The sequence below is a fragment of the Micromonospora sp. CNZ299 genome (genome assembly GCF_002754415.1).
Genome location: NZ_PEFG01000001.1, coordinates 3,365,363 through 3,391,639, shown reverse-complemented (window position 1 = coordinate 3,391,639; position 26,277 = coordinate 3,365,363). Strand labels below are relative to the sequence as shown.

Here is a 26,277-nt window from a genome sequence, read left to right as displayed (position 1 = left end):
TGACGCGTGGCCCCTGCCCGCGGAGGCGGGCAGGGGCCAAGGTCGTGCTGTTGCGACGTCAGCGGGCCGTGCCGGCCCGGCGCTTGTTGTAGACGTCGAAGGCGACGGCGACGAGCAGGACGAGACCCTTCACCACCGACTGGGTCGACTGGTCGATACCCATCAGCTGCATGCCGTTGCTCATCACCGCCATGATCAGACCACCGACCATCGCGCCCACGACGGTGCCGACACCACCGGTGACCGCCGCGCCGCCGATGAAGGCCGCGGCGATCGCGTCCAGCTCGAACATGTTGCCGGCGGCGGGCTGGGCGCCGTTCGACCGCGACGAGTAGATGACGCCGGCCACCGCGGCCAGGAAGCCCATGTTGACGAACATCCAGAAGTTGACGGTCCGGACCTTCACGCCGGACAGCGCCGCCGCCGACAGGTTGCCGCCGATCGCGTAGACCTGGCGGCCGAAGACGGTACGCCGGGTGAGCAGGCCGTAGACCAGCACGAGGACCGCGAGGATGATCAGCACGATCGGCAGGCCACGGGCGTGCGCCAGCTGCCAGGCGAAGTACATGATGACCGCGCCGACCACGACGACCCGGGCGACGAACAGCGGGAACGACTCGACGGGCTGCTGGTAGCGGATCCGCGCCACGCGGGTGCGGAAGCCGCTCACCGCGTAGCCGGCCACCGCGACGGCACCGATCAGCAGCGTGAAGGCGTCAAAACCGTTGCCGCCGAGCAGGCCGTTGAGGAAGCCCGCCGCGACCTGCTGATATTCCGACGGGAACGGCGACAGCGAGATGTTGTCGAGCACCCGCAGGGTGAGGCCCCGGAACAGCAGCATGCCGGCCAGGGTCACGATGAAGGCCGGGATGCCGGCGTACGCCACCCAGAAGCCGTGCCAGGCACCGACCGCGACACCGACGGCGAGCGCGGCGAGGACGCCCACCCACCAGGGGTAGCCCTGTTGGATCACCAGGACGGCGGACACCGCTCCGGTCAGCGCGACGACCGATCCGACCGACAGGTCGATGTGCCCGCCGATGATCAGGATGACCATCCCGATCGCCAGCACCAGGATGTACGAGTACTGGAGAACGATGTTCGTGATGTTGCCCGGGCTCAGCAGCACCCCGTCGGTCAGGATCGCGAAGAGCCCGACGATGACGACCAGCGCGACGTAGATCCCGCTCTGCCGCAGGTTGTTCAACACCAGCGCCCGCAGGTCGCTCGTCCCGCTGTGCAGGGCGGCGGCGGGCGTGCTGTCCGGGGGCGTCGGGCGCTCCGTCGAAGGGGTCTTGATGCTGGTCATCCGACGAGCTCCTTGTCCTTGGTCATCAGCTCCATGAGGCTCTCCTGAGTCGCCTCGGCCACCGGCATCTCACCGGTGATCCGGCCGGCGGCGAGGGTGTAGATGCGGTCGCACATCCCGAGCAGCTCCGGCAGCTCGGAGGAGATGACGATCACCGCCTTACCGGCGGCCACCAGCCGGTTGATGATCGTGTAGATCTCGAACTTGGCGCCGACGTCGATCCCTCGGGTGGGTTCGTCGAGGATCAGCACGTCCGGGTCGGTGAACAGCCACTTCGACAGCACGACCTTCTGCTGGTTGCCGCCGGAGAGCTTGCCCACCATCGCCATGACGCTCGGCGTCCGGATGTTCATCTCCTTGCGGCTCGCCTCGGCAACCTTGATCTCCTCGTTGCCGTTCACCCAGCCCAGCCTGGACAACCGGTCCAACGCGGCGGCGGAGACGTTGCGGCGGACGTCGTCGATGAGGTTGAGGCCGTACCGCTTGCGGTCCTCGGTGACGTACGCGATGCCGTTGTCGATCGCCTCGGCGACGGTACGCGCGTGCACCTCGCGCCCGCGCACGAACAGCCGGCCACTGATGTCACGCCCGTACGAGCGACCGAACACGCTCATCGCCAGCTCGGTGCGCCCGGCGCCCATCAGGCCCGCGATGCCGACGACCTCGCCGGCGCGGACGGACAGGCCGACGCCCTCGACGACCTTCCGGTCCTGGACCGGGTGCCGCACCGTCCAGTCCTCGATCCGGAGGACCTCCTCGCCGGGGGACGACTCTCGGTCGGGATAGAAGCTGTCCAGGTCGCGCCCGACCATCCCCCGGATGATGCGCTGCTGGGTCACCTCGTCGGACTTCATGTTCAGGGTCTCCACGGCGCGCCCGTCCCGGATGACGGTGGTCGAGTCGGCGATGGCGGTGATCTCGTTGAGCTTGTGCGAGATCATGATGCAGGTGATGCCCTGCTCCTTGAGGGCCCGCAACAGGTCGAGCAGGTGCGCCGAGTCGATGTCGTTGAGTGCGGCCGTCGGCTCGTCGAGGATGAGCAGGCGCACCTTCTTCGACAGCGCCTTGGCGATCTCCACCAGTTGCTGCTTGCCGACGCCGAGCTGGATGACGGGGGTGACCGGGTTCTCGTGCAGCCCGACGGACGCCAGCAGCTTCGCCGCTTCGGCGTTGGCGAAGTTCCAGTCGATGAGCCCACTGCGGCCACGCCGCTCGTTGCCGAGGAAGATGTTCTCCGCGATCGACAGGTACGGCACCAGGGCGAGCTCCTGGTGGATGATGACGATGCCGTTGGCCTCGCTGTCGCGAATGCCCCGGAACTGCATTGGTTTGCCGTCGAAGAGGATCTCGCCGTCGTACGAGCCGGACGGGTGGACGCCGGACAGCACCTTCATCAGGGTGGACTTGCCGGCGCCGTTCTCCCCGCAGATGGCGTGGATCTCCCCGCGACGCACCGCGAGGGTGACGTCCTCCAGCGCGGTCACGCCGGGGAAGGTCTTGGTGATGCGGCGCATCTCCAGGATGGTGTCGTCCATGGTCACTGTCCTCTGTCAGGTCGGACGCGGTACACCACAGCGTCGGGCCCGGCGATGATCGCCGGGCCCGACGGGTGGCTTACTTCTTGGCCTGACCGGCGGCGACCTCTTCCGCCGTCCAGTAGCCGGAGTCGATCAGGGTCGCCTTGATGTCGTCCTTGTAGACGGTCGCGATCGGCAGCAGGTACGCCGGGACGACCTTGACACCGTTGTTGTACGTCTCCGAGTCGTTGGCCTGCGGCTGCTTCTTCTGCAGGAACGCCTCGGCGGCGTTGACGGCCTGGTCGGCCAGCAGGCGGGTGTCCTTGAAGACCGTGGAGCTCTGCACGCCGTCGTTGATCAGCTTGATCGAGGCGATCTCCGCGTCCTGGCCGGTCACCACCGGGAGCTTCTTCGCGCCGCTGCCGTAGCCGGCGTTCTGCAGGGCGGTGATGATGCCGCGGGAGATGCCGTCGTACGGCGACAGCACCCCGTCGACCTTCGAGCCGTCGTTGTAGCTGGAGGTGAGCAGGTTCTCCATCCGCTTCTGCGCGGTCTCCTGCTGCCACCGCAGGATGGCGACCTGCTCGGGGGTGGTCTGCTTGGACTTGACGACCAGCGTGCCGTTGTCGATGAACGGCTTCAGCGTGTCCATCGCTCCGCCGAAGAAGTACTGGGTGTTGTTGTCATCCAGCGAACCAGCGAAGAGCTCGACGTTCAACGGCCCCTTGGCCGTGCCCTTCGAGCCGTCCTTGTTCAGCAGGCCGAGGCCGACGAGCAGTGCGGTGCCCTGGGCGACGCCAACCTTGTAGTTGTCGAAGCTGACGTAGAAGTCGACGTCCTTGCTGCCGCGGATCAGCCGGTCGTAGGAGATGACCGGGATCTTCGCGGACGCGGCGGCCTGCAACTGGCTGCTGAGCGCGGTGCCGTCGATCGCCGCGATGACCAGAACGTCCGCGCCGCGGGTGATCATCTGGTCGACCTGCTGCGACTGCGTGGGGATGTCGTCACCGGCGTACTGGAGGTCGACCTTGTAGCCCTTGGCCTCGAGCTTCGACTTCACCGCGTTGCCGTCGGCGATCCACCGCTCCGAGGTCTGGGTCGGCATGGACACGCCGATGGTCAGGTCGCTGGGCTTGTCACCCCCGCTGCTGCCGTTACTGCCCGCACCCTCGCCACTGCACGCCGCCAGGCTCAGCGCCAGTGCCGCGCTGCCCAGAGCAACCAGGAATTTCCTGCCCACGGGCTTCTCCTCTCTGGACTCCCCGCGACTGCCGGGGCCAACTGTCATCTTTCGGGTAGTGTTAGCGCTCACAAAGTTCACGTCAACACCAGAGCCGAAATACCGGTGTCACGGTCTCGTAACGGAGCATCCAGGCGAGCGTAGTCATGCGGTCGGTCAGCGGGAAGTGGTTGACGCGACGACTCACCGTCATCGGCGCGACCCCGCGCAGAGCGGTGCCCGCCGACGACGACTGTCGTCAGCGGGCACCGGCACTTCCGAGGGATCAGGTGGGTTGCCCCGACCTGGTCGGTCGGCCGACCCGATCGGCTATCGCCGCGTCCACCGCTGGTTCGCCGCCCCGGTGCAGGTCCAGAGAAGCACTGTGGTGCCGTTGGCCGTGGCGTTGTTGTTGACGTCCAGGCAGAGCCCGGACTGGGCGCCGCTGATCGTCCCGTTGGCGTTGATCGCCCACCGCTGGTTCGCTCCCCCGTTGCAGTCCCAGATCTGCACCTTGGTGCCGGCAGTGGCGTTGAGGGGTGCGTCCAGGCACTTGCCGAGAGCCTGGAGGGTCTGCCCGTTGAGGGTCCAGTTCTGGTTGGCGGCGCCGTTGCAGTCCCAGATCACCGGCTGGGTGCCGTTGGTGGTGTTGCTCTGCGGAACGTCCAGGCAGCGGCCGGAGGCGGCGCTCGCGAACGCGCCCGACGTGGTCGGCGGCGGAGTGGTCGTCCCACCACCGCTGACCCGGAACACCACGGTGCCGTGGGCGGGGACGCTGGCACTGATCGTCCCGCTGCTGGAGCTGGTGCCACCCGTCCACGCGTCCACGAGCGTGAACGACGAGCCGGACTTGCCGACTGCCGCGGCCGTGGTCGAGATCGTCGTCGTCGAGCCGCCCTGGTTGAACAGGGCGACGGCTACGTCACCGTTGGCGAGGGGCTTGGCCAGCACCCGACGGGTGCCGTCGAAGGACACCTGCGTCCCCTGCAACCCGAGCGAGTCCTGGTTGATCGCGATCAGGTTGGCGTTCTTGAGGATGGTCTGCGTCGCAGAGTTCATGTTCCGCACGTCGTTCCCGGCGATCAGCGGAGACGCCATGATCGCCCACATCGCGAAGTGGCTGCGCATCTCCGTGTCGTTCATGCCACCCCGGCCGACCTCCATCATGTCCGGGTCGTTGAACCCACCCGGCCTCGCGTAGGACGCCAGCGGGACGGTCACGTTGATGATGTTCTGGATGCCCATCGGGTAGCCGTTGCTCTGACCGGTGTCCCACGCGTTGGTGATGTCCTCGGTGGTTCGCCACATGTTCGCCACGTCACCCCAGTTGCGCTGCGGGCCGGTCTTGGCGTGGATGCTGTTCGGGTTGATGCTGTAGACGATCGGTCGGCCGGTCGCGGCCAGCGCGTCACGCATCTTGGCGAAGGTGGTCACCTGGTCGTTGATGCTGCCCTCCGGCGAGCACCAGTCGTACTTGAGGAAGTCGACGCCCCAGGCGGCGAACTGGCGTGCGTCCTGCACCTCGTGGCCCCGGCTGCCGGTCGCGCCGGGGTAGGCGCCGAAGTACTGCGCGCAGGTCTTGTCGACCGGCACCTGGTACAGGCCGAACTTCAGGTTCCGGGCGTGCAGATAGTCGCCGAGCGCCTTCATCCCGCTGGGGAACCGGCCGGGGTCGCCCTGGATGTTGCCGGAGCTGTCCCGGTTGGGGTTGAACCAGCAGTCGTCGACCACGACGTAGTTGTAGCCGAGGTCCCGCATACCGCTGCTGACGATCGCATCGGCCGTCTGCCGGATCAGCGCCTCGTTGATGTTGCAGCCGAACGAGTTCCACGAATTCCAACCCATGGGGGGAGTACGCGCCACCCCGTTGTCCAGTGCCTGCGCTGCGGGGGCGCGCAGGCCGACCAGAGCGCCGGCGAGCAGCACTCCGGCCGCCAGTACGCTCCCCCAGCGACGACCTCGGGTTATGCGGTTCATCGAGCCTCCTTGTCGGTGGCGCCCGCCCCTGACTACGATCTTGGGTCGCTGGGCCTATTGCTGGACGCCAATATTGTTAGCGTTAACACAGACGCCCATCATGTTACGGCGACATTTCATGAGGTTCAATACCTTGCCCTCGTTGCATTGCCGAGCATCGATAGGGCCGCTCTGCGGCAATCCAACCGCGTCCGTCGACGGACGAGCGTCAGCGACGCGGTGGTGCGACGCTCTCGCGGGAGACCAGTGTCGGGGCGACGGTCTGCCGTAGTGCCCCGCCGGTGCCCGACTCGATCTGGCTCAGCAGCATCTGCAGGCTCGCCCGCGCCACCGCGTCGAAGTCCGGGCGAACGGTGGTCAGCGGTGGAATGAAGTACGCCGCCTCCGGCACGTCGTCGAAGCCGACGACGCTGATGTCGTCCGGCACCCGCTTGCCGAACTCGTGCAACGCCCGCAGCACGCCCAGCGCGAGATGGTCGTTGGCGGTGAAGACCGCGGTGACCTCCGGCATCCGCGCCAACATCTGCCCACACCGGTAACCCGAGGCCGCGGACCAGTCCCCCGGCATCAGCGGCGGCGGAACCAGCCCGGCGGCCAGCAGAGCCTCCCGCCAGCCGTCGATCCGACCAACGCTGTCGAACCAGTCAGAGGGGCCCGAGACGTGCCAGACGGTGCGGTGCCCCGCGTCGAGCAGATGTTGCGTCGCCGCCCGGGCACCCGCCACCTGGTCGACAGTCACCAGTGGCACCGGTCGGCTCGGGTCACCGTCGACCGTGACCAGCGGGACATCCTTCGGCAGGCGTTCCAGCGCCTCACCGGCCGACTCGACCGGCGCGATGACCACGATGCCGGCGACGCGGTGCGACAGGTGCCGCTCGACTGCCGCCGAGATGGACCGGTGGTCCAGGTTGCGGACGCTGCCGACACTGACCGCGAAGCCCTCTTCGGCGGCCGTCTGCTCCAACGCCGCCAGCAGTGACGCGGGACCGTAGAGCGTCGTGTTCTGTGCGACCACGCCGATGACCTGCGATCGACCGGTCACCAGCGCGCGTGCCGCGCCGTTCGGACGGTAGCCGAGTTCGGCGATCGCCGCGCGCACCCGGAGCCGGGTCTGCTCACGGACGTTGGGGTGCCCGTTGAGCACCCGCGACACCGTCTGATGGGAGACACCGGCGAGACGAGCAACGTCCGTCATCGCGGGACCGTGGACGGCCATTTCGCTCCCCCCGCTACGTCTCCGGCCCGCAGCCCGTCGACGTCGACTGGAGCGGCCCGGCCCGATCCCCCTCGCTCAGTCACCACGCCGGTGCTGAATCCCAGGTGACCAGCGCTGGATCGCCGACAGTCTACGCCAGCCACCGCCCCGAACACGGGACGGCGGTAGGGGGTCCGCTCAACGCGCCAGAGCCGCGCAACGCATCCCCCACCTGGAGTACGCGGCCAAGCGGCGTACTCCGTCGTTGCCAGACGCCACGCCGGCCTGCCCTACGCTCCCTGGACAGAGCGTGGAGCAGGCCGGCGACGGCATCACGCGGTGGCGCGGGCTCGACGGGCCGGCGGGCACGTGCGCGCCCACGCCACCGGATCAGACCGATCCTGTTGTGACTGGTGTCACGGCGTTGTCAGGTCGAATCGGCGCACGGTGACAGCGCCACCGAGCGCCTGGGTCGCGTGGTTGAAGATGGCGAACCGGTAGCCCATGAAGAACTGCCAGTTGTTCGCCAGGGTGAGCGCGTTGCCGAACGAGGTGAAGTTGACCCCGTCCGTGCTGTACGAGAAACGCGCCTGCCGACCCGACCCCGGTCTGATGTCGGCGTTGGCCCGCAACCAGATCCGGCCACCGGAGACAGCGGTGCTCGCCACCTCGCTGCCGGTGCTGGTGGTGTTCCAGCTGCCATCCATCGTCAGGCCGTTCTGCATGACCAGACGTGTCGACCCGTTGTCCCGTCGGACCCCGATCCAGGCCGACGAGTTGCGCAGCACCGCCAGGCCGGTCCGGTCACCGTCGCGCATCGTGGAGTAGTCCAACTCGATCGTCGCGGTCGAGGTGGGGCCCTGGATGCGGTGGGTCAGCGTGTTGCGCGCCTTGTACAGGTCGCCGGTGACGGTGGCGGTCTGCAGGTTCAGCCCGTTGTTGACCGCCCACTTGCTGTTGTCCGGGTTGTGGTTCCACTCCCACTGCGGGCCGAGGGTGGTGCCGGCGAACGTGTCGGTGCCGGTCAGCGGTTTGACCGCACGCGGCGGCGCAGGCAGGTTCGGCTTCGGGTACGAGGTGCCCCAGGTGCCGTTGACCGTCTGCAGCACCGGCCAGCCGTCGCCGGTCCAGGTGATCGGGGCCATCGCCGGCATCCGACCACCGGGGTACGCGTCGACGAAGGACATGTAGTACCAGTCGCCGTTCTGGGTCTGCACCAGCCCACCCTGGTGCGGCACACCGCCACCGGAGATCGGGCCGGGCAGGTTGAGCAGCACCTGACGCTGTTCGTACGGGCCGAACGGACCGTTGGTCGACTTCAGCACGTACTGGCCGTTGGCCGGGCGGGTGAGCCAGATGTAGTAGGCGCCGTTGCGCTTGTAGAACCGGGCGCCCTCCAGCGTGCCGATGCTCGACGGCGTGGTGTAGACCTGCTGGGCGCGAACCTGCGACTTCCCGTCCGCGGACAACTGCGCCACGCTGATGGTGCCGTTGCCGTACGCCACGTACATGGTGTCGTTGTCGTCGATCAGCATGCCGGCGTCGTAGTAGCAGTTCGGGATGGTGGTGTGCTTGCTCCACGCACCGTCGACGGCGGACGCGGTGTAGATGTGGGTCTGCGCGAAGTCGATGCACCCGGCCCAGTAGTACGTCCGGTTGCTCGGCCGGTAGTTCAACGTCGACGCCCAGATCCCGTCGACGTACGCGTTACCGCCGCTCATGTCGTACTTCGAGCCGAAGTCGAGTCGGGGCACCGAGTGACCGGCGAACTCCCAGTTCACCAGGTCGTACGAGCGCAGCACCGGCGCTCCCGGCGAGTAGTGCATGGTGGACGCCGACATGTAGTAGGCGTTGTCGACCCGGATGATGTCGACGTCGGCGAAGTCCTGCCAGACCACCGGGTTCGAGTACGTGCCGTTCGACGGCGGCGGCGTGGTGGGGTCGGTCCCGCCGTCGACGCGGACGAGCTGCCACTGCTGGTTGGCGCCGTTCCAGTCGTCGTACTGCACGATGTTGCCGCCGTCGGCGGTCGAGGCGCCCTGCACCTCCATCGCCTTGTTGCTGTTGCGGTTGATCAACCGGACGTACCCGCCGTCCGAGTCTGCCAGCCGGAACTGCTGGTTGGTGCCGTTGTTGTCGGTCCACTGCACGACGCTGGCGCCGTTGGCGGTCGAGCGACCGGAGACGTCCAGCACCTTGCCCGACAACCTCGACTTGAGTCGGTAGTAGCCGCCTCCGGAGTCGACGAACTGCCACTGCTGCTGGTTGCCGTTGTTGCGCGTCCACTGCGTGATCCGCGCGCCGTCGTTCGTCGCCAGGTTGTACACGTCCACGGCCTTGCCGCTGTTGCGGTTCACCAACACGTACCAGGCGCTGGTGTCGACTGTGGCCGCTGACGCGGGCGACGAGGCGACGGCTACGGCCGCGCCACCGACCACCAGTGTCATAGCGGCGACGGCGAGTCTCGACAGCCACCCGCGCCGACGTGGCGCACCTCGGGGAACCCGACCGATGGAAAGCATGATCCTCCTCTGCTGACGCGAACCGAGCGGTCTGGGTCGGCGTCCGCGGCACCGGGCGGGGCACCGAGTTGACCCGCGTCCGACCTTGTGATCGCTAACACCGCCAGCCCGACCGTCGCGGCGACGAGGTGCCGCAACCGAGGGGGTGCAACGCGCGCATGGCCGGACAGTCAAGACATCGACCATCTTGGCTATAGACTGTGAGCGATAACATGCTGTTAGTCAAGACGTAACACAGTCGGCCCGCGTTCCTGCCAGGACCACGCGCGAACGGGTGGCCACCCCGGCCCGCGGGCAGGGATGGACCACCCGTTTCCGGACGCTCCGAGCGAATGGGTCAGAAGCCGCGCGCCAACCGGTAGTAGGCCTGGTTCCAGCGGATCTCGTCGGCGAAGCGGCGGGGCTGGGTATCGGCGTCGATGACGACCAGTTCCGTGCGGCTCATCTCGGCCAGGTCGTGCAACTCCTCCACCCCCACCGCCTGCGACAGAACGGTGTGGTGCGGCGCGCCCGCGGTGATCCACGACTCCGCCGACACCGGCAGGTCCGGTCGCGGACGCCAGACCGCGCGGGCCACCGGCAGCCGGCGCAGCGGCTGCGGCGGAGTGACCACGTCGATCTCGTTGGCGACGAGCCGGAAGCGCTCCCCCATGTCGGCCAGACCGAGCACCACCGCCGGACCGGGCGCGGCGTCGAAGACCAACCGGACCGGGTCCTCCCGCCCGCCGATGCTCAGCGGGTGGATCTCCACGTTGGGAACATCGGAGGCGATGGTCGGACAGACCTCCAGCATGTGTGCGCCGAGCACCAGCTCCTCGCCCGGGGTGAGGTCGTAGGTGTAGTCCTCCATGAACGACGTGCCGCCGTCCACGCCCACCGACATCGCCTTGAGCGTGTGCACCAGGACCGACGTCTTCCAGTCGCCCTCGCCACCGAAGCCGTAGCCGTCGGCCATGAGCCGCTGCACGGCGATGCCCGGCAGCTGACGCAGGCCCCCGAGGTCCTCGAAGTTCGTGGTGAAGGCCCGGAACCCGCCCGCGTCCAGGAACGTCCGCATGCCCAGCTCCAGGCGGGCCGCGTACCGCAACGAGTCGTGCCGATCGCCGCCGGGCAGCAGGTCGCCGCCGATGCGGTAGGTGTCCTGGTACTCCTTGACCAGGTCGTCCACCTGCGCGTCGGTGACCTGGCCGACCACCTCGACCAGGTCGTTGACGCCGTAGGTGTTGACCGAGACCCCGAACCGCAGCTCCGCCTCGACCTTGTCGCCCTCGGTCACCGCGACGTCGCGCATGTTGTCACCGAAGCGGGCCAGGCGCAGCGACCGCATCGCCGACCAGCCGAGCGCGGCACGTGCCCACGCCCCGACCCGGGCGGTGACCCGCGGGTCGCTGACGTGCCCGGCCACCGTCTTGCGGGCCACACCGAGACGGGTCTGGATGTACCCGAACTCCCGGTCGCCGTGGGCGGCCTGGTTCAGGTTCATGAAGTCCATGTCGATGTCGTTCCAGGGCAGCAGCACGTTGGCCTGGGTGTGCAGGTGCAGCAACGGCGTCTGCAACGCGTCCAGACCGGAGATCCACATCTTCGCCGGAGAGAAGGTGTGCATCCAGGCGATGACCCCGACGGCACCCTGGGCGGCGGCGTCCCGGCAGACCTGCAGGATCTCACTGCTGTTGGTCAGGACGGGCTTCCAGACCACGCGGGCGGGAATCTGCGGCGAGTCGTCGAGCGCGGCCGCGATCTGGCGGGACTGCTCGGCGACCTGCCGGAGCGTCTCCTCGCCGTACATGCCTTGGCTGCCGGTGAGGAACCAGATCTCGGGTTGGGTTTGTGGTGCCATGGGGTTGCCTTCCGCGAGAGGAACTGTCACTTGTAACGGATTCCGATGAGGCGCTGGAGGAGGATGAACGCGAAGAGCAGACCGCCGATCACGATCTTCGTCCACCAGGAGTTGAGGCTCCCATCGAAGGTGATGAGGGTCTGGATCACGCCCAGCACCAGGACGCCGAGCACCGTGCCGAACACGTAACCCGAGCCGCCGGTGAGCACCGTGCCTCCGATGACGACGGCGGCGATGACGTCCAGCTCCATCCCGACGGCGATCAACGGCGCGCCGGAGAGGGTGTAGAAGGACAGCAGGATCCCGCCGATCGCGGAGCACAGACCGCTGATGGTGTAGACGGCGATCCTGGTCCGCCCCACCGGCAGACCCATCAGCAGGGCCGACTGGGGGTTGCCGCCGATGGCGTACACGTTGCGTCCCAGCCGGGTGTAGGCCAGCACGTACGCGGCGACGGCGACCACGACGAAGGCGATCAGCACGCTGATCGAGACGAAGTTGCCCCGGGGATCACCGATCCGTTCCTGCGACATCCTGGTCCAGAACCCGTCGGTGATCGGGATGGACGAGCCGGAGATGAACGTGCACATCCCCCGGGCGAAGAACATCCCCGCGAGGGTGACGATGAACGGCTGGATGTCGAAGAAGTGGATGGCGCAGCCCATCAGCAGACCGAGCGTCGGCCCGATGAGCAGGGCGATGACGAGCACCAGCGCCGCCGGCAGGCCTTCCTGGAGCAGCCAGGCCGACACCATCGCCGTCATCGCCACGACGGACCCGACCGACAGGTCGATGCCGCCGGTGAGGATCACGAAGGTCATCCCGATCGCGACCACGAGCAGGAAACCGTTGTCGATGAAGACGTTGAAGATGACCTGCACGTTGGAGAACGCCTGGTACTGGGACACCCCGATGCCGTACATCACCAGCAGGAGGACGAGCGTGGCCAGGACCGGTATCTGCCGCCTCGGCAGCCGGAACCGGGCACGACCAGCGGTGAGCGATCCAGTGGTCATGCCGGTACCTGCTCCTTCGGCTTGTCGGCGATGGTGGTGGGCTTCGGCGCGCTGCGCCTGCGGCGGGCGAACCGGGCCCGGAAGGCCGGCGCCTGGATGAGGCAGACGGCGATGACGACGACCGCCTTGAACAGCAGCGAGGTCTGCGGTGAGATGTCCATGGCGTACACCGTGGTGGTCAGCGTCTGGATGATCAGCGCGCCGATGATCGTGCCGCTGAGGAAGAACCGGCCACCGGCGAGGGACGTACCGCCGATGACGACGGCGAGGATGGCGTCCAGCTCCACCCAGAGGCCGACCGCGTTGCCGTCGGCACTGGAGACGTTGGCCGTCATCATGAAACCGGCGATCGCGGCGCAGGCGGCGCTGAGCACGTACGCGAGGAAGATGACCCGGCCGGAGCGGATGCCTGCCAACCGGCTCGCCTCGGCGTTGCCACCCACCGACTCGACGATCATTCCGAGTGCGGTGCGCCGGGTGAACGCGGCGACGAGCAGTGCCGCGGCGAGGGCGATGAAGATGGCCAGCGGCAGGGTGAACAGGTGGCCCAGCCCGATCGCCCGGAACGGCTCGGAGTTGATGGTGATGATCTGACCCTGGGTGATCAGCTGGGCGAGGCCCCGGCCAGCCACCATCAGGATCAGGGTGGCGATGATCGGTTGGATCCCGATCACGGCCACCAGCACCCCGTTCCAGGCGCCGAGCACGAGCGCGACGCCCAACGCCATCGCGAGGGCGGTCAGCACCACGACAAGGCTGTTCTGGTCGGACTGCTTGCTGATGTACATGCAGGCGATCGCGCCGCTGATCGCACACACCGACCCCACCGACAGGTCGATGCCGCCGGTCGAGATGACCAGGGTCATCCCCAGCGCGACGAGGATCAGTGGTGCGCTCAGCCGCAGGATGTCGATCGGCGAGCCGTACAGGTGCCCGTCCTTGAGCTCGATCGACAGGAACCCGGGCCGGTAGATCGTGTTCGCGGCGAGCATGACGACCAGCACGGCTGCGGGCCAGAACAACCGGTGACCGGTCACCGCCCGGTAGCGGCCCATGGTGGCGTTCATCGGTCTGCCTCCTCCCGGTGGGACCCACTGGCGATCGTCTGCATGATGCGGTCCGCGTCCAGGGTGTCATCGTTGGCGAGCTGCGCGACCATCTGCCGGTCCCGCATCACGGCCACCTTGTGGCTGAGGCGCAGCACCTCCTCCAGCTCGGCGGAGATGAACAGCACCGCCATGCCGCCGTCGGACAACTGGGTCACGAGCTTCTGGATCTCGGTCTTCGCACCGATGTCGATGCCCCGGGTCGGTTCGTCGAGGATCAACAGTCGCGGCTCGGTGATCAGCCACCGGGCCAGGAGCACCTTCTGCTGGTTGCCACCGGAGAGGTTGCGGACCGGCACCTCCGGGTCCGCCGGCCGGATGTTGAGTGCCTTGACGTACTTGTCGACCAGCTCGTCCTGGCGGCGACGCGGGATGGGCCGCAACCAGCCACGGGCGGCCTGCATGGCGAGGATCATGTTCTCGCGCACCGACAGGTCGGCGACGATGCCCTCCGCGCGACGGTTCTCCGAACAGAAGCCGATGCCATGGTCGATGGCCTGGGCGGGGGTGCGCAGGCTGCTCGCCGTGCCGTCCACCGCGACCTGACCGCCGTCGGTCCGGTCGGCGCCGAACAACAGCCGCGCCACCTCGGTCCGCCCGGAGCCCAGCAGGCCGGCCAGGCCCACCACCTCGCCGGCGTGGATGGTGAGGCTGAACGGCTCGACCGCGCCACCGCGGCCGAAGTTCGACACCGCCACCAGTGGGGTGCCCTCCTCCAGCGCGGCCAGGTCCCGCCGGGAGTGCTCCTCGATGCCTTCGAGGACGTCGAGTTCCTTGCCGATCATCTTCTCGACCAGGGAGAGCTGAGGCAGCTCGGTGGTCAGGTACTCGCCGACGAGCCCACCGTTGCGCAACACCGTGATGCGGTCGGCGATCTCGTAGACCTGATCGAGGAAGTGGGTCACGAAGAGGATCGCGATGCCCTCGTCACGCAGCTGCCGCATGATGCGGAACAGCTGGGCCACCTCGCCGGCGTCCAGGCTGGACGTCGGCTCGTCCAGGATCAGCACCCGAGCCTTGATGTCGATCGCGCGGGCGATGGCGACCATCTGCTGGATAGCCAGGGAGTACGAGCCGAGCGGCGCGCTGACGTCGAGGTCGAGGTCGAGGCGGGCCAGCAGCACCCGGGCGCGGCGGCGAACCTCACCCCAGTGCACGGCGCCGAGGCGCCGGGGCTCGCGGCCGATGAAGATGTTCTCCGCCACCGAGAGATTGGTGCAGAGGTTCACCTCCTGGAAGACCGTGCTCACCCCGGCGGCGGTCGCCTGCATCGGCCCACTGAAGGAGACCGGCTCGCCGTCGAGGGTGATGGTGCCCTCGTCGGTGTCGTAGACACCGGTCAGCACCTTGATGAGGGTCGACTTGCCGGCGCCGTTCTCGCCCATCAGGGCGTGCACCTCGCCGGGAAAGAGCCGGAAGTTGACGTCGTGGAGTGCGCGCACCCCGGGGAAGGACTTGCTGATCCCGGTCATCGTCAGGACCGGACGGCTATCCGTCATCCCATCAGACCTCTTCTGGGTTGTCGACACGGAAGGGCCGCCACCGCCCCGTGCGCCCGCCCGGCCGTCCCTGGGGATCGTCCGGGCGGGCGTGCTGCGGAATGGTCGCGGGCCATGCCCGGTCCGTTGCGGGTAGGGGGACGACGCGGCGGGGCCGCCACGCGAGCGCGGCGACCCCGGCGTCGGTCAGTACTTGCGGTTGGGCAGTGCTTCCTTGGCCTGCTCCTGGGTGAAGGTGGTCTCCTCGGTCTCGATCCGAGGCGCCACCTGCTCGCCAGCGTGCACCTTCTTGGCCAGGTCCATCAGCTGCGGGCCGAGCAGCGGGCTGCACTCCGCGATGAAGTTGAACTTCCCGTCGGCGAGAGCCTGCATGCCGTCCTTGACAGCGTCGACAGTGATGATGGTGATGTCCTTGCCGGGCACCTTGCCGGCAGCGGTGATCGCCTCGAGTGCGCCCAGGCCCATGTCGTCGTTGTGCGCGAACAACACGTCGATCTTCGGGTTGGCCTTGAGGAACTGCTCCATGACCTGCTTGCCGCCCGCGCGGGTGAAGTCACCCGGCTGGGAGGCGATGACCTTCAGGTTCGGGTTGGCGGCGATGGCCTCGGCGAAGCCCTTCTTGCGGTCGTTCGCCGGCGCCGCACCGGTGTTGCCCTGCAACTCGACGATGTTCACCGGGCCCGAGGCGGTCTTCTTCTGCTCGACCAGCCACTCACCCGCGAGCCGGCCCTCCTTGACGAAGTCCGAGCCGAGGAAGGTCTTGTACAGGCTCTTGTCGGCCGAGTCCACCGAGCGGTCGGTCAGGATGACCGGGATGTCGGCGTCCTTGGCCTCCTTGAGCACGGTGTCCCACCCGGACTCCACCACCGGCGAGAAGGCGATCACGTCGACCTTCTGCTGGATGTAGTTGCGGATCGCCTTGATCTGGTTTTCCTGCTTCTGCTGAGCGTCGTCGAACTTCAGCTCGATCCCGGCCGCAGCGGCGGCATCCTTGATCGAGGTGGTGTTCGCGGTACGCCAGCCGCTCTCCGCACCGACCTGGGAGAAGCCCATCGTGATCTTGCCGTCGTCCTTGGAACCGCCGCCGCCGGTGTCGCTGTTGCCGCAGGCCGCCACGCCGCCGACGAGCAGCACGCTGGCGAGGACCGCGGCAGCGCGCCACGGAGCGGACTGCGTTCGCATCTTTCTCATCGGATCTCCTTGGCTCATGTGGTGGGAAACCGCGCCAACCGCCGAGGTGCGAAAGAGCGGCGTACGCGGGTGGTGCGTACTGGTGCGTGCTGGTGCGTCGGTGGTGCTTCGGTGGTGCAGACCAGCGGGCTTCGGCCTGGCCGAATGGTCAGGAACCCGCGGGTGCGACTGGTTGTTGACCGTAGACGTTCTGGTAACGGTCATAAAGAGCATCGATGTCTGCCTGCGCCATCGGCACGGGCTGCCCCAGTGCGCGGGCCAGATGCGCGGTACGGGCCACGTCCTCGCACATGACCGCGGCCTTGACCGCGGCGCGGGCGTCGCGCCCGATGGTGAAGACGCCGTGGTTCTGCATCAGCACCGCAGGCGAGCGGTGACCGGCCAGCGTGGCGACGATGCCCTTGCCGATGTCGTCACCGCCGATCAGAGCGAATGGACCGATCGGAATCTCCCCGCCGAACTCGTCGGCCTGGGCGGTGAGGTGGCACGGGATCGCTTCGCCGCAGGCGGCCCAGGCGGTGGCGTACGAGCTGTGCGTGTGCACGACCCCACCGACCTCGGGCATGGCCCGGTAGACGTAGGCGTGCGCGGCGGTGTCACTGGACGGGGCGAAGTCGCCCTCGACGAGAGCGCCGTCGAGGTCACACACCACCATGTTGTCCGCGGTGAGGTCGTCGTAGCTGACGCCGCTCGGCTTGATCACCAGGAGGTCCTGGCCGGGAACCCGCGCGGAGACGTTGCCGGACGTCCAGGCGACCAGGCCGTACCGGGTCAGCTCGGAGTGCAGGCGTGCGACGGTCTCGCGCAGCTCACGGATCTGTCGGGTCACCTCAGTGCTCATGCGACCACCTCCAACGCGGCCTCGGGTGCGGCCGCAGCGGTTCCGGCTGCCGCGTTGCGGATAGCCCGCAGGCGCAGCATGACGTCGTTGCCGCCGCGACCGAAGTGGTCGTGCAGCGTCCGGTACTCGGCGTAGAGGGCGTCGTAGGCGCGCGCCCGCTCGGGATCCGGTCGGTACACGGCCTCGTGCACCCGACCCATCGCCTGCGACGCCTCGTGGACCGAGGGGAACTCGCCAGCTGCCACGGCGGCGTGTATCGCCGATCCCAGCGCCGGCCCCTGCGTCGAGGCGATGATGTTCAGTGGCCGCTTGGTCACGTCGGCGTAGATCTGCATCAGCAGCGCGTTGTTGGTGAGGCCGCCGGCGATCACGAGGTCGTTCACCGCGACTCCGGCCTCGACGAACGCCTCGATGATCATCCGAGTGCCGTACGCGGTGGATTCCAGCAGCGCCCGGTAGATGTCCTGCGGCCGGGTGGCCAGGGTCATTCCGACGATCATCCCGCTGAGGTCGTGGTTGACCAGCAGTGAGCGGTTGCCGTTCCACCAGTCCAGGGCGATCAGACCGTGCGCGCCGACCGGCTGGCTCGCGGCCAGCTCGGTGAGGCGTTCGTGCGAGTCGACGCCGGCCGGAGCCGCGTGCTCGACGAACCAGCCGAAGATGTCGCCGACACCGCTCTGCCCGGCCTCGTAACCCCACGCGCCGGGGCTGATGCCGCCGTCCACGACACCGCACATCCCGGCAACCTCGGCGACCTGGGCGCCGTTGACCACGTGACAGGTCGAGGTGCCCATGATGGCGACGAGCCGGCCGGGCTCCACGGCCTGCGCGGACGCCGCGGTGACGTGCGCGTCGACATTGCCGACGGCGACCGCGATCCCCTCCGGCAGGCCGGTCCAGGCGGCGGCCCGCGCGGTGAGCGAGCCGGCCCGGGCGCCCAGGGGCAGCAACGGACCGTCCAGCTTGGTCACGAAGTCGCTGAACCCGGGATTGAGCGCGGCCAGGAAGTCCTCACTGGGGTACTGACCGTCCTGAAGGATGCCCTTGTAACCGGCCGTGCAGACGTTGCGGGTCTCGGTGCCGCAGAGCTGCCAGACGATCCAGTCGGCCGCCTCGATGAACCGCTCGGCACGGTGGTAGACCTCGGGGTCCTCCTCCAGCATCTGGAGCCCCTTGGCGTACTGCCACTCGGCGGAGATCTTGCCGCCGTACCGGCCGATCCACGGCTCGGCCCGCTCGTGGGCCAGCGCGTTGATCCGGTCGGCGTGCGTCTGCGCCGCGTGGTGCTTCCACAGCTTGACCCAGGCGTGCGGCCGGTCGCGCAGCTCGGGATCCTCGCAGAGCGGGATGCCGTCGGCGGTCGTCGGCAGCACCGTGCAGGCGGTGAAGTCGATGCCGATGCCGACGATCGCGGCCGGATCCACCCCTGCGGCGGACACCGCCGCCGGGACGGCGTACCGCAACACGTCGCGGTAGTCCTCCGGGTTCTGCAGGGCCCAGTCCGGGGGAAGCGGTCGACCTCCCGGAAGCGCCGTGCTGATCACTGCGTCGCCGTACTCGTGCACCGCGGTCCCCAACTCGGCACCATCACCGACACGGACCACCAGAGCGCGCCCGGACAGGGTGCCGTAGTCGACACCGACGACATAGCGGTCGCCTGCTCCGTCCACACGGTTCATGTTCACCTCCACCGTTAACGGGGATAGTGTTAACGCTCACATCCAGCCTCGTCAAGACATCTACCCGCAACAGCTCCGTAACGGAACGCCGAAGGCGGGCCGACTCGGGAGGGTCGATAACGGACCGGCGCAAAAGGTGCGAATCCGGTGTCGGGCCTCTCCTCTGCACTCCGGGCGGGATTGCCTCGCGGACCGGCCCCCGCCCGGATGCCTCTCGGCGGGCCGGACGACAAGGTCCCACCCTCCGCCACCACGAGACGGCCGTCCGACGGCGACCGCGTGCCGCTCGCCGATGATGTTGGCGATAACATCATCGAGGCTTCGCGATCTCTTGATCAGATCTATGGAACCGGAGCCGACGGTCGCGCGGGCTCATCGGCGAGCGCCCCGGCGGGCGACCGGCGCATCTCGCGGTGGCACACCTGGCCGGTGTTATCGATAACATTCGACGTTTCAGTGATGACTGCGTCGGTCGCATGCCCGCGGGTCGGACGGACGGCTCACGATCGGCCTCCCGCGCCCGGCGCCGTGGCGCGACGCGGGCAGTGGCGTGGCCACGTCGTGCGGCCTGGTAGATCCACTCGCGTTCATTGAAATCGGGGGGTCCGAGGCGTGGCGACAGGCCGAATTCATGAAACCCCAGTCGATCAAGCCTTTGCGACGCCGCCAGCCCTGCACCACCTCGACCCCGTCCCGCGCGACATGGACAGCCGGCGGCTCGGCCCAGTGGGCCGAGCCGCCGGCTGTCCGTCGCGATGGCGGGGACATCGGGCGCCGGTCAGGATCAGGTCGCTCGACTGCGGTTGTAGAGGGTCTTGGCCCAGAGGAAGGAGAGCGCGCTGATGACGACGCACCAGATCACCGCGATGATCCCGTTGGCGCCGATCCCGGTGCCGAGGAGCAGGCCGCGGAGGGTTTCCATGACGGGCGTGAAGGGCTGGTAGTCGGCGAACCACCGGACCGCTGTGGGCATGGAGTCGGTAGGGACGAACCCGCTGCCGAGGAACGGCAGGAGGATCAGTGGCATGGGCAGGTTGCTGGCCGTCTCGACACTGTCGCTGACCAGGCCGAGGGCGACCGACAGCCAGGTCAGCGCAAAGGTGATCATGGAGAGGACGCCGATGGCGGCGAGCCACTCGACCGGGTTGGCCGTGGGCCGGAACCCGACGAGCAGCGCCACACCGGTGACGGCCGCGAGGCTGAGCAGGGTCTGGACCAGGCTGCCCAGGACGTGTCCGGTGAGGACCGACGGTCGGAAGATCGCCATCGTTCGGAACCGGGCGATGATGCCCTCGGTCATGTCCATCGCGACCGAGATGGCGGTGCCCTGCGCCGCGCTGGCCACGGTGATGAGCAGGATGCCCGGCGTGACGTAGTTGGCGTACTGGGAACGGTCGCCGGTCGGCCCGAGGCCGGCACCGAGCGTGCCACCGAAGACGTAGACGAAGAGCAGCAGGACGATGACCGGCACGCCGACGAGCAGCAGGGTCATCGACGGGTAGCGCCGCATGTGCAGGAGGTTGCGCCGCAGCATCGTGCTCGAGTCACGGACGGCGAGGGAGAGGGTGCTCATCGCGCTGGAGCCCTTTCGTGGTCGGGGCGGCCGGCGCGGGTGTCCGGCTGGCCGGTGAGGGTGAGGAAGACGTCGTCGAGATCGGGGGTGTGCACGGAGAGCCCGGCCACGGTGATGGAGGCGCGATCGAGCTGGTCGAGCAGGGACCGCAGCGTTCCGACCCCGCCGTCACTCGGCACCTGGAGGGTGAGCGCGGCGTCGTCGCGGGTGGCGGCGGCGAACGCGCGGGCCGCCGAGTCGAGCCCTTCCTGATCGGCGAACTGGAGTACGACGTGGCCGCCCGGGATGAGCCGCTTGAGTTCGCGCGGCGTGCCCTCGGCGATCAGCCGGCCGTGGTCGAGGAAGGCGACGCGGTCGGCGAGATGGTCGGCCTCCTCCAGGTACTGCGTGGTGAGCAGGATGGTGACGCCCTCGGCGACGAGGTTGCGGATGATCTGCCACATGGCCCGGCGGCTGCGCGGGTCGAGGCCGGTGGTCGGCTCGTCGAGGAAGATGACGCGGGGCTCACCGACCAGGGTCATCGCGAGGTCGAGCCGTCGGCGCATGCCGCCGGAGTACGTCGACACCGGTTTGCCCGCCGCCTCCACCAGGTCGAACTGGTCGAGCAGGTCGGCGATCCGTCGCCGGCCGGCCGCCTTGTCCAGGTGACACAGGTCGGCCATCAGGCTCAGGTTCTCTCGACCGGTGAGCAGGTTGTCGACGGCGGAGAACTGGCCGGTGACGCCGATCAGTTCGCGTACGGCGTTGGGCTCTCGGGCCAGGTCGTGGCCGAAGACGCGGGCGTTGCCGCCGTCGGCGTTGATCAGCGTGGAGAGGATCTGCACGGTGGTGGTCTTGCCGGCACCGTTGGGGCCGAGCAACGCGAAGATCGTTCCCTCGGTGATCATGAGGTCGATGCCGTCCAGCACGACCTTGTCGCCGTAGGACTTCCGCAGGTCGGTGGCGACGATTGCGGGTTTCGTGGAGCTGGTCATGGTCTCCTCTTTGCGGTCTGTGTGGCAGCGGATCAGGCGCGGCGGATCATGATGTCGCCGTAGGCGGTGTTCGCCCGGACCTCGACCGTCTCGTCGGTCTGCGCCGGGCTGTCGGCGGTTTCCAGGGCGTTGTGTACGCGGCCGTGCTTGGAACTGACGTCGAGCCAGGCGGCGGTCCCCCGACGGATGCCGACCTCGATGGCCCCGTACGAGGTGTTCAGGTCGATCGATCCCCGTGCGACCTCGCCCAGCCGGAGGTTGCCGTAGGCGGTGCGTGCCGTCACCGAGGCCGTCGACGTGTCGAGGGTGATGTCGCCGTAGGCGGTGTTGACCCGCACGTCGCCGCCGCTGCGGCCGATCCAGCAGTCGCCGGAGGAGTTCTTGATCTCGGCGGTGCCGTCGACAGCACCGATGCGCACCTTGCCGGACGAAGCCTTCACCCGGGCGTCACCGGCGACGCGCTCCACGGCGATCTCACCGTGGCTGCTGTCGATGTCCAGCGGGCCGGTCTCGTCGAGCCGGACCCCACTTCCGGTCTTGATCCGGCACTCGCCGAGCCGGCCCTCGCAGCGGAATGCCGCCCACGAGGACTCTGCGTGCACCCGCGACCCGGTCGGCAACTCGATCAGGACGTCAACCGACGGGCCGGGGCCGAAGCCGTAGCGGCGCCAACTCTTCGACACCCTGATCAGCAATTTTCCGGCGGCGTACTCGACGGTGCACTGTTCGGCGGTGCTCACGTCGGCCCTGCTCGACGGGTCGCGGGGCCGCACCGTCACCACCGTGTCGGTGCGGTCGGTCGCGCTGATCCAGACATCCCCGACGGGCAGCTCGATCTGGACGGAGATGGGCTCTGGCGTTTCGAAAACAGGCATGGTGGTCTCCCGAAAGGTGGTCGGTGAATGTCGCCGCTGGTCAGCGGCGCGAAAACGAAGGGGTACGGAGGGTCAGCGGGCCCAGCCGGTGAAGTGCTGCCCGGAGCGCGGTTCCACCCGCCGGGGTGGACGACGTTCGGTGTCGCCCGCCCCGATGGCACCGGCGACGGCTCGCACCAGCCAGGCATTGACCGACAGCCCGGCTCGCCCGGCGGCCTCCTCGACGCTGGCCTTCAGGTGGTCGGGGAGCCGGAGGTTGATCCGTGAGGTGCCGCCGTCGTCGCCGTCCGGTGGGAGCACCGGCGCAGGGGGTGCCTGCGGCCCGGTGGCCTCGCTCGGCTCGTCGAGCGGCGGGCTGGCCGGGGTGACCACGAAGTCAGGCTCGCGCCCACGCAGCCGGACGTGCACCGAGCCGGGTGCCAGATCGCGGGTGATCTCGTCGGCTGCGTCGGACAGCGCCTCCAGCAGGGTGAGTCGGGTAGCGGCCTCCAGTTGGGCGAAGAGCCGCTCGGCCAGCGCGCGGCCGTCCGCGTCGACGCCCTCCGCAGCCACGGCGAACTCGTCACGCAGGTTCTCGACGTATGACCTCAGCTCCATGGCACCATCATGGCACCACTTTGGCTCAACATGCAATACCTATGGCTCAGGGTGATGCCATTGGCTCCGTCACGCTCCGGCCGGCGGGCGCTCAGAGGCCACCGAACGAGCGCCTGACCAGGCGATTCGCGTCTTCCTGGCTCAGCCCTATGGCCACCAGAAGGTCGCTGACCGTCGTACGAACCTGCGCCACCACCACCGCACCGGAGAAGCCGACGCCCTCCCGGTAGGCGTGACCGGCCGTCTCGACCGCCAACAGTGCCTGCTTGCGCGCCCGGTCCGGCTCGTCACCCGCGGCGAACTGCCGCTTGAGCAGCCGGACGGCCTCGGCGAGATCGGCCACCGCCCTGGGCAGCGGCTCCGGGACCGGTTCGCGGTCCTCGATCAGCGTCACCGAGCGACGGATCAACGTTCCGCTGTTGCGCATCGCCCGGTCGATCGGCTCCGCCGCCTGCGCGTAGCGGCCCACCGGCCCGCGTCGCTGGTGCCAGTGCACCGGTGACAGGGTGCTGGCCTCCCGGGCGCCCTGGGTCGCCTCGACGAACGCCTTCAGCGGGCCCTTGTTCTGCCGCAGCTCGCTGCGGGCGGTACGCGCGCGAGCGGCATCACGCTCGGCCAGGGCGTCGGCGGTGGCGTCGAGCTGGGCGGCCAGGAGATCCAATGCCGGGCGCGCGGCCCGGTTGAGCACCCGCAGCGGGTTCAGCGGCAGCAGCACGGCGGTGACCAGCAGCGCCACCCCTCCCCCGATGAGCGCGTCCACGAACCGGGGAACCTCCAGGTCGCGGATCGACGGGCTGAGCGTGGCGATGAGCACCGCCGTCGCGCCGGCCTGGATCACCACCGCGGCACTGCCCGAGAGGAACAACGCGACCATGATCGCCAGCACGACGATCAGGGAGAGCTGCCACCAGCCGGTGCCGATCACCAGGAGCAGCAGATCGCCGATCAGCACCCCGACGGTGACGCCGAGGATCAGCTCGACGGTGCGACGCAGCCGTTGACCGAGGGACGCGGCGAGGGTCGAGACGGCGGAGATCGGCGCGAACACCGGCTGCGACACGTGCAGCAGCTCGTGCGCCACGAACCAGGACAGCGCCGCGGCCAACCCGGCCTGCAGGGCGAGGCCGCCGACGGCGCGTACCCGACGGAACCGCTCCCGCACCGTGTCCAGCGCACGGTCCAGCAGCCGGGCCACGGTGTTCGCCAGGCCGCTGTGGGCGGTGTCCCCGGCACGTGCCGGAACGCCACCGTCCGCTCCGCGCCGACCGGCAGCGACCATGGCGGCACCTACCCCGCCCTGGTCGGATCAATCCCCTCCCCCGCCGATCGATCGGCGCCAGCGAGCAGGCGCGCGACGGCCGGGCCGACGGTAGGCTCCACCACCGTGACGTTCGCTCGGCTGATCGACGAGCACCGCGACGAGCTGACCGCCCACTGCTACCGGATGCTCGGTTCCTTCCACGACGCCGAGGACGCGGTGCAGGAGACGCTGACGCGGGCCTGGCAGAACCAACACCGGTACGAGGATCGCGGCACTCTGCGAGCCTGGCTCTACAGGATCGCCACCAACCGGTGCCTCAGCATGATCGAGGGTCGGGGTCGCCGCCGGGAGCTGCCGACCGACCTGACCCCGGGCGCCGCCGCCGTGGCCGAGACTGCCTGGCTCGGGCCGTACCCGGACCGACGCTCCTTGCCTCCGGAACAGCGGGACCCGGCACAGCGGGTGATCGACAGCGAGCACCTGGAGCTCGCTTTCGTCGCGTCGCTGCAACACCTGCCCGGCCGACAGCGGGCCGTGCTGCTGCTGCGGGAGGTGCTCGGCTACCCCGCCGCCGAGGTGGCCGACCTGCTCGGCACCTCCACCCCGGCGGTCAACAGCGCACTGCAACGCGCCCGACGGGTCGTGGACGCGCTGCGCCCGACCGAGAGCCAGCAGGCGGAGCTGAGCAGCCTCGGCGACGACACCGTGCGCGAACTGGCACGGCGGTACGTGACCGCGTGGGAGCGGGGCGACGTCGAGGCCATCCTGGCGATGCTCACCGACGACGCCCGGTACTCGATGCCGCCGCTGCCCCGGTGGTACGAGGGCCGCGACGCCATCCGAGAGTTCCTGCTGGACGGCCCGTTGGCGGTGCGGTGGCGGTTCGTCCCGACGTACGCGAACGGGCAACTCGCCTTCGGGACGTACCTCTGGAACCCGGAAGCGTCGGTCTTCACGGCGGCGGCGCTGGACGTCGTCGCGCTGCGCGGCGACCGGATCGCCGAGGTGGTGTCGTTCCTGACCCCGGAGACGCTGACCATGTGCGGTCTGCCGACCCAACTGGATCAGGCTGAGCAGATCCGGTCGGCACACGGCGATGAGTTTGTCGCTCGGCGCGGGTTGTAGAGGTGAGAGCAACCCGACGCACGAGGGAGCACCATGGCCGACGACGAGACACAGATCCGCGAACTGATCGAGCGGTGGGCGCAGGCGGTCCATGCCGGTGACCTGCCCGCTGTCCTCGCCTGCCACTCCGCGGACATCGTCATGTACGACGTACCCCCGCCGCATGACGGGGTCCGGGGCATCGAGGCGTACGAGGGGACCTGGCCCGACTTCTTCCGGTGGCAGGCGTCGGGGGCCGTCTTCGAGCTGACCAGCCTCGACATCACCGCTGGCGACACCGTCGCCTACGCCAACGCGCTGCTGCGCTGCGGCACCCCCGAGGACCTCGCCAGGCGGCCCGAGCTTCTGCTGCGCCTGACTCTCGGGCTGCGCAAGGAGAACGGCTCGTGGGTCGTGGCGCACGAGCACCACTCGTTCGCCGACGACAGCGGCGCCGCCGACCGCGAGACCTCCGAGCGGGAGGTGCGGTCACTGCACGAGCGCTGGTACGAGGCCACCGAGGCGAAGGATCTCGACGGGATCGTGGAGCCCGTCGCCGCGACCGTCGTGTCGTACGAGCACGAACTGCCGCTGGAGTACGTCGGCCGCGACGAGGTTCGCGAGGTCTGCGCCAACGGCCTCGACGCCAGCACCGGCACCGTCACCTGGACCGTTCCGGACCTGGCGGTCATCGCCCGCGACGACCTGGCCGTGTCGTGGGGCCTCAACCGGATGGCCGCGCAGCAGCCGGACGGCACCACGATCGTGAGCTGGTCGCGGGGCACCCGCGTCTTCCAGCGGGCCGGTCGGGGCTGGGAGATGATCCACCAGCACGTGTCGTTCCCCTTCGACCCGAAAACCGGGCAGGCGAGGACGGACCTGACACCCGACCGGGAGCACTGAGCCTCGCCAACGGTCACCGACCCGCTCCCGTCAGCTCGTGCGGTTGAGGCCGTCCGCATCGGGTAGACGGGGCTGCCGA

The 26,277-nt window shown here is 68.8% G+C and carries 20 protein-coding genes; 2 read left to right on the top strand and 18 right to left on the bottom strand.

Features of this window, described 5'->3' with window-relative positions; translation table 11 throughout:
* Positions 1-58: 58 nt before the first annotated feature.
* The 18 genes from mmsB to CLT68_RS15850 form a co-directional block, all read right to left on the bottom strand.
* Positions 59-1,309 carry a multiple monosaccharide ABC transporter permease gene (gene mmsB / locus CLT68_RS15935; RefSeq protein ID WP_088947127.1) on the bottom strand — a complete coding sequence of 417 codons (1,251 nt, stop codon included), beginning with the start codon at positions 1,307-1,309 and terminating at the stop codon, positions 59-61.
* Entirely contained in the window at positions 1,306-2,844 is a 1,539-nt protein-coding gene (mmsA, locus tag CLT68_RS15930; protein WP_099851821.1) for a multiple monosaccharide ABC transporter ATP-binding protein, read from the bottom strand. Before mmsA ends, mmsB begins: the two co-directional genes overlap by 4 nt.
* A 79-nt stretch (positions 2,845-2,923) precedes the next feature.
* The gene (gene chvE, locus CLT68_RS15925) at positions 2,924-4,066 is read right to left on the bottom strand and encodes a multiple monosaccharide ABC transporter substrate-binding protein (RefSeq protein ID WP_099851819.1); all 1,143 of its coding nucleotides are present in this window, start codon (positions 4,064-4,066) and stop codon (positions 2,924-2,926) included.
* 309 nt (positions 4,067-4,375) lie between these two features.
* On the bottom strand, positions 4,376-6,022 hold the full coding sequence (locus tag CLT68_RS15920; protein ID WP_099851817.1) for a glycoside hydrolase family 27 protein: 1,647 nt from the start codon (positions 6,020-6,022) through the stop codon (positions 4,376-4,378).
* Positions 6,023-6,230: 208 nt separating this feature from the next.
* Positions 6,231-7,217 carry a LacI family DNA-binding transcriptional regulator gene (locus CLT68_RS15915; RefSeq protein ID WP_172861988.1) on the bottom strand — a complete coding sequence of 329 codons (987 nt, stop codon included), beginning with the start codon at positions 7,215-7,217 and terminating at the stop codon, positions 6,231-6,233.
* A gap of 416 nt (positions 7,218-7,633) precedes the next feature.
* Positions 7,634-9,739: a family 43 glycosylhydrolase gene (locus CLT68_RS15910; RefSeq protein ID WP_099851816.1), complete on the bottom strand. Its 2,106-nt coding sequence runs from the start codon at positions 9,737-9,739 to the stop codon at positions 7,634-7,636.
* A gap of 337 nt (positions 9,740-10,076) precedes the next feature.
* Positions 10,077-11,579 (bottom strand): L-arabinose isomerase, encoded by a 1,503-nt coding sequence (gene araA / locus CLT68_RS15905; protein WP_099851814.1) that lies wholly within the window; start codon positions 11,577-11,579, stop codon positions 10,077-10,079.
* 26 nt (positions 11,580-11,605) lie between these two features.
* On the bottom strand, positions 11,606-12,595 hold the full coding sequence (gene yjfF, locus CLT68_RS15900; RefSeq protein WP_088947120.1) for a galactofuranose ABC transporter, permease protein YjfF: 990 nt from the start codon (positions 12,593-12,595) through the stop codon (positions 11,606-11,608).
* Positions 12,592-13,662, bottom strand: a complete 1,071-nt coding sequence (locus CLT68_RS15895; RefSeq protein WP_099851813.1) for an ABC transporter permease — start codon at positions 13,660-13,662, stop codon at positions 12,592-12,594. The genes yjfF and CLT68_RS15895 overlap by 4 nt, the downstream gene beginning before the upstream one ends.
* The gene (locus tag CLT68_RS15890; RefSeq protein WP_099851811.1) at positions 13,659-15,200 is read right to left on the bottom strand and encodes a sugar ABC transporter ATP-binding protein; all 1,542 of its coding nucleotides are present in this window, start codon (positions 15,198-15,200) and stop codon (positions 13,659-13,661) included. Before CLT68_RS15890 ends, CLT68_RS15895 begins: the two co-directional genes overlap by 4 nt.
* Before the next feature lie 186 nt (positions 15,201-15,386).
* Positions 15,387-16,391, bottom strand: coding sequence for an ABC transporter substrate-binding protein (locus tag CLT68_RS15885; RefSeq protein ID WP_370452996.1), 1,005 nt, complete (start codon positions 16,389-16,391; stop codon positions 15,387-15,389).
* Positions 16,392-16,539: 148 nt separating this feature from the next.
* A complete protein-coding gene (locus CLT68_RS15880; RefSeq protein WP_099851809.1) occupies positions 16,540-17,232 on the bottom strand; it encodes an L-ribulose-5-phosphate 4-epimerase in 693 nt (230 codons plus the stop codon).
* Positions 17,229-18,911, bottom strand: coding sequence for a ribulokinase (gene araB, locus CLT68_RS15875; protein ID WP_099857226.1), 1,683 nt, complete (start codon positions 18,909-18,911; stop codon positions 17,229-17,231). The genes CLT68_RS15880 and araB overlap by 4 nt, the downstream gene beginning before the upstream one ends.
* A 784-nt stretch (positions 18,912-19,695) precedes the next feature.
* Positions 19,696-20,484, bottom strand: a complete 789-nt coding sequence (locus CLT68_RS15870; protein ID WP_099851808.1) for an ABC transporter permease — start codon at positions 20,482-20,484, stop codon at positions 19,696-19,698.
* Complete coding sequence (locus tag CLT68_RS15865; RefSeq protein WP_099851806.1) at positions 20,481-21,458, bottom strand: ATP-binding cassette domain-containing protein; 978 nt, start codon at positions 21,456-21,458, stop codon at positions 20,481-20,483. Before CLT68_RS15865 ends, CLT68_RS15870 begins: the two co-directional genes overlap by 4 nt.
* Positions 21,459-21,490: 32 nt before the next feature.
* Complete coding sequence (locus CLT68_RS15860; RefSeq protein WP_099851804.1) at positions 21,491-22,333, bottom strand: DUF4097 family beta strand repeat-containing protein; 843 nt, start codon at positions 22,331-22,333, stop codon at positions 21,491-21,493.
* Between the two features lie 72 nt (positions 22,334-22,405).
* Positions 22,406-22,930 carry a hypothetical protein gene (locus tag CLT68_RS15855; RefSeq protein ID WP_099851803.1) on the bottom strand — a complete coding sequence of 175 codons (525 nt, stop codon included), beginning with the start codon at positions 22,928-22,930 and terminating at the stop codon, positions 22,406-22,408.
* A gap of 91 nt (positions 22,931-23,021) precedes the next feature.
* Positions 23,022-24,209 carry an FUSC family protein gene (locus CLT68_RS15850; RefSeq protein ID WP_099851801.1) on the bottom strand — a complete coding sequence of 396 codons (1,188 nt, stop codon included), beginning with the start codon at positions 24,207-24,209 and terminating at the stop codon, positions 23,022-23,024.
* A gap of 30 nt (positions 24,210-24,239) precedes the next feature.
* Here CLT68_RS15850 and CLT68_RS15845 point away from each other — a divergent pair, with 30 nt between their 5' ends.
* Together CLT68_RS15845 and CLT68_RS15840 are read left to right on the top strand one after the other, a co-directional pair.
* Positions 24,240-25,316: a sigma-70 family RNA polymerase sigma factor gene (locus CLT68_RS15845; RefSeq protein WP_099857224.1), complete on the top strand. Its 1,077-nt coding sequence runs from the start codon at positions 24,240-24,242 to the stop codon at positions 25,314-25,316.
* Positions 25,317-25,349: 33 nt separating this feature from the next.
* The gene (locus tag CLT68_RS15840; protein WP_099851800.1) at positions 25,350-26,198 is read left to right on the top strand and encodes a nuclear transport factor 2 family protein; all 849 of its coding nucleotides are present in this window, start codon (positions 25,350-25,352) and stop codon (positions 26,196-26,198) included.
* Positions 26,199-26,277 lie beyond the last annotated feature (79 nt).

Coding starts and splice junctions, on each gene's coding strand:
- mmsB (WP_088947127.1), bottom strand. CDS start 1,309: ATGACCAGCATCAAGACCCCTTCGACGGAGCGCCCGACGCCCCCGGAC.
- mmsA (WP_099851821.1), bottom strand. CDS start 2,844: ATGGACGACACCATCCTGGAGATGCGCCGCATCACCAAGACCTTCCCC.
- CLT68_RS15920 (WP_099851817.1), bottom strand. CDS start 6,022: ATGAACCGCATAACCCGAGGTCGTCGCTGGGGGAGCGTACTGGCGGCC.
- CLT68_RS15915 (WP_172861988.1), bottom strand. CDS start 7,217: ATGACGGACGTTGCTCGTCTCGCCGGTGTCTCCCATCAGACGGTGTCG.
- CLT68_RS15910 (WP_099851816.1), bottom strand. CDS start 9,739: ATGCTTTCCATCGGTCGGGTTCCCCGAGGTGCGCCACGTCGGCGCGGG.
- araA (WP_099851814.1), bottom strand. CDS start 11,579: ATGGCACCACAAACCCAACCCGAGATCTGGTTCCTCACCGGCAGCCAA.
- yjfF (WP_088947120.1), bottom strand. CDS start 12,595: ATGACCACTGGATCGCTCACCGCTGGTCGTGCCCGGTTCCGGCTGCCG.
- CLT68_RS15895 (WP_099851813.1), bottom strand. CDS start 13,662: ATGAACGCCACCATGGGCCGCTACCGGGCGGTGACCGGTCACCGGTTG.
- CLT68_RS15890 (WP_099851811.1), bottom strand. CDS start 15,200: ATGACGGATAGCCGTCCGGTCCTGACGATGACCGGGATCAGCAAGTCC.
- CLT68_RS15885 (WP_370452996.1), bottom strand. CDS start 16,391: ATGAGAAAGATGCGAACGCAGTCCGCTCCGTGGCGCGCTGCCGCGGTC.
- CLT68_RS15880 (WP_099851809.1), bottom strand. CDS start 17,232: ATGAGCACTGAGGTGACCCGACAGATCCGTGAGCTGCGCGAGACCGTC.
- araB (WP_099857226.1), bottom strand. CDS start 18,911: ATGAACCGTGTGGACGGAGCAGGCGACCGCTATGTCGTCGGTGTCGAC.
- CLT68_RS15870 (WP_099851808.1), bottom strand. CDS start 20,484: ATGAGCACCCTCTCCCTCGCCGTCCGTGACTCGAGCACGATGCTGCGG.
- CLT68_RS15865 (WP_099851806.1), bottom strand. CDS start 21,458: ATGACCAGCTCCACGAAACCCGCAATCGTCGCCACCGACCTGCGGAAG.
- CLT68_RS15860 (WP_099851804.1), bottom strand. CDS start 22,333: ATGCCTGTTTTCGAAACGCCAGAGCCCATCTCCGTCCAGATCGAGCTG.
- CLT68_RS15855 (WP_099851803.1), bottom strand. CDS start 22,930: ATGGAGCTGAGGTCATACGTCGAGAACCTGCGTGACGAGTTCGCCGTG.
- CLT68_RS15850 (WP_099851801.1), bottom strand. CDS start 24,209: ATGGTCGCTGCCGGTCGGCGCGGAGCGGACGGTGGCGTTCCGGCACGT.
- CLT68_RS15840 (WP_099851800.1), top strand. CDS start 25,350: ATGGCCGACGACGAGACACAGATCCGCGAACTGATCGAGCGGTGGGCG.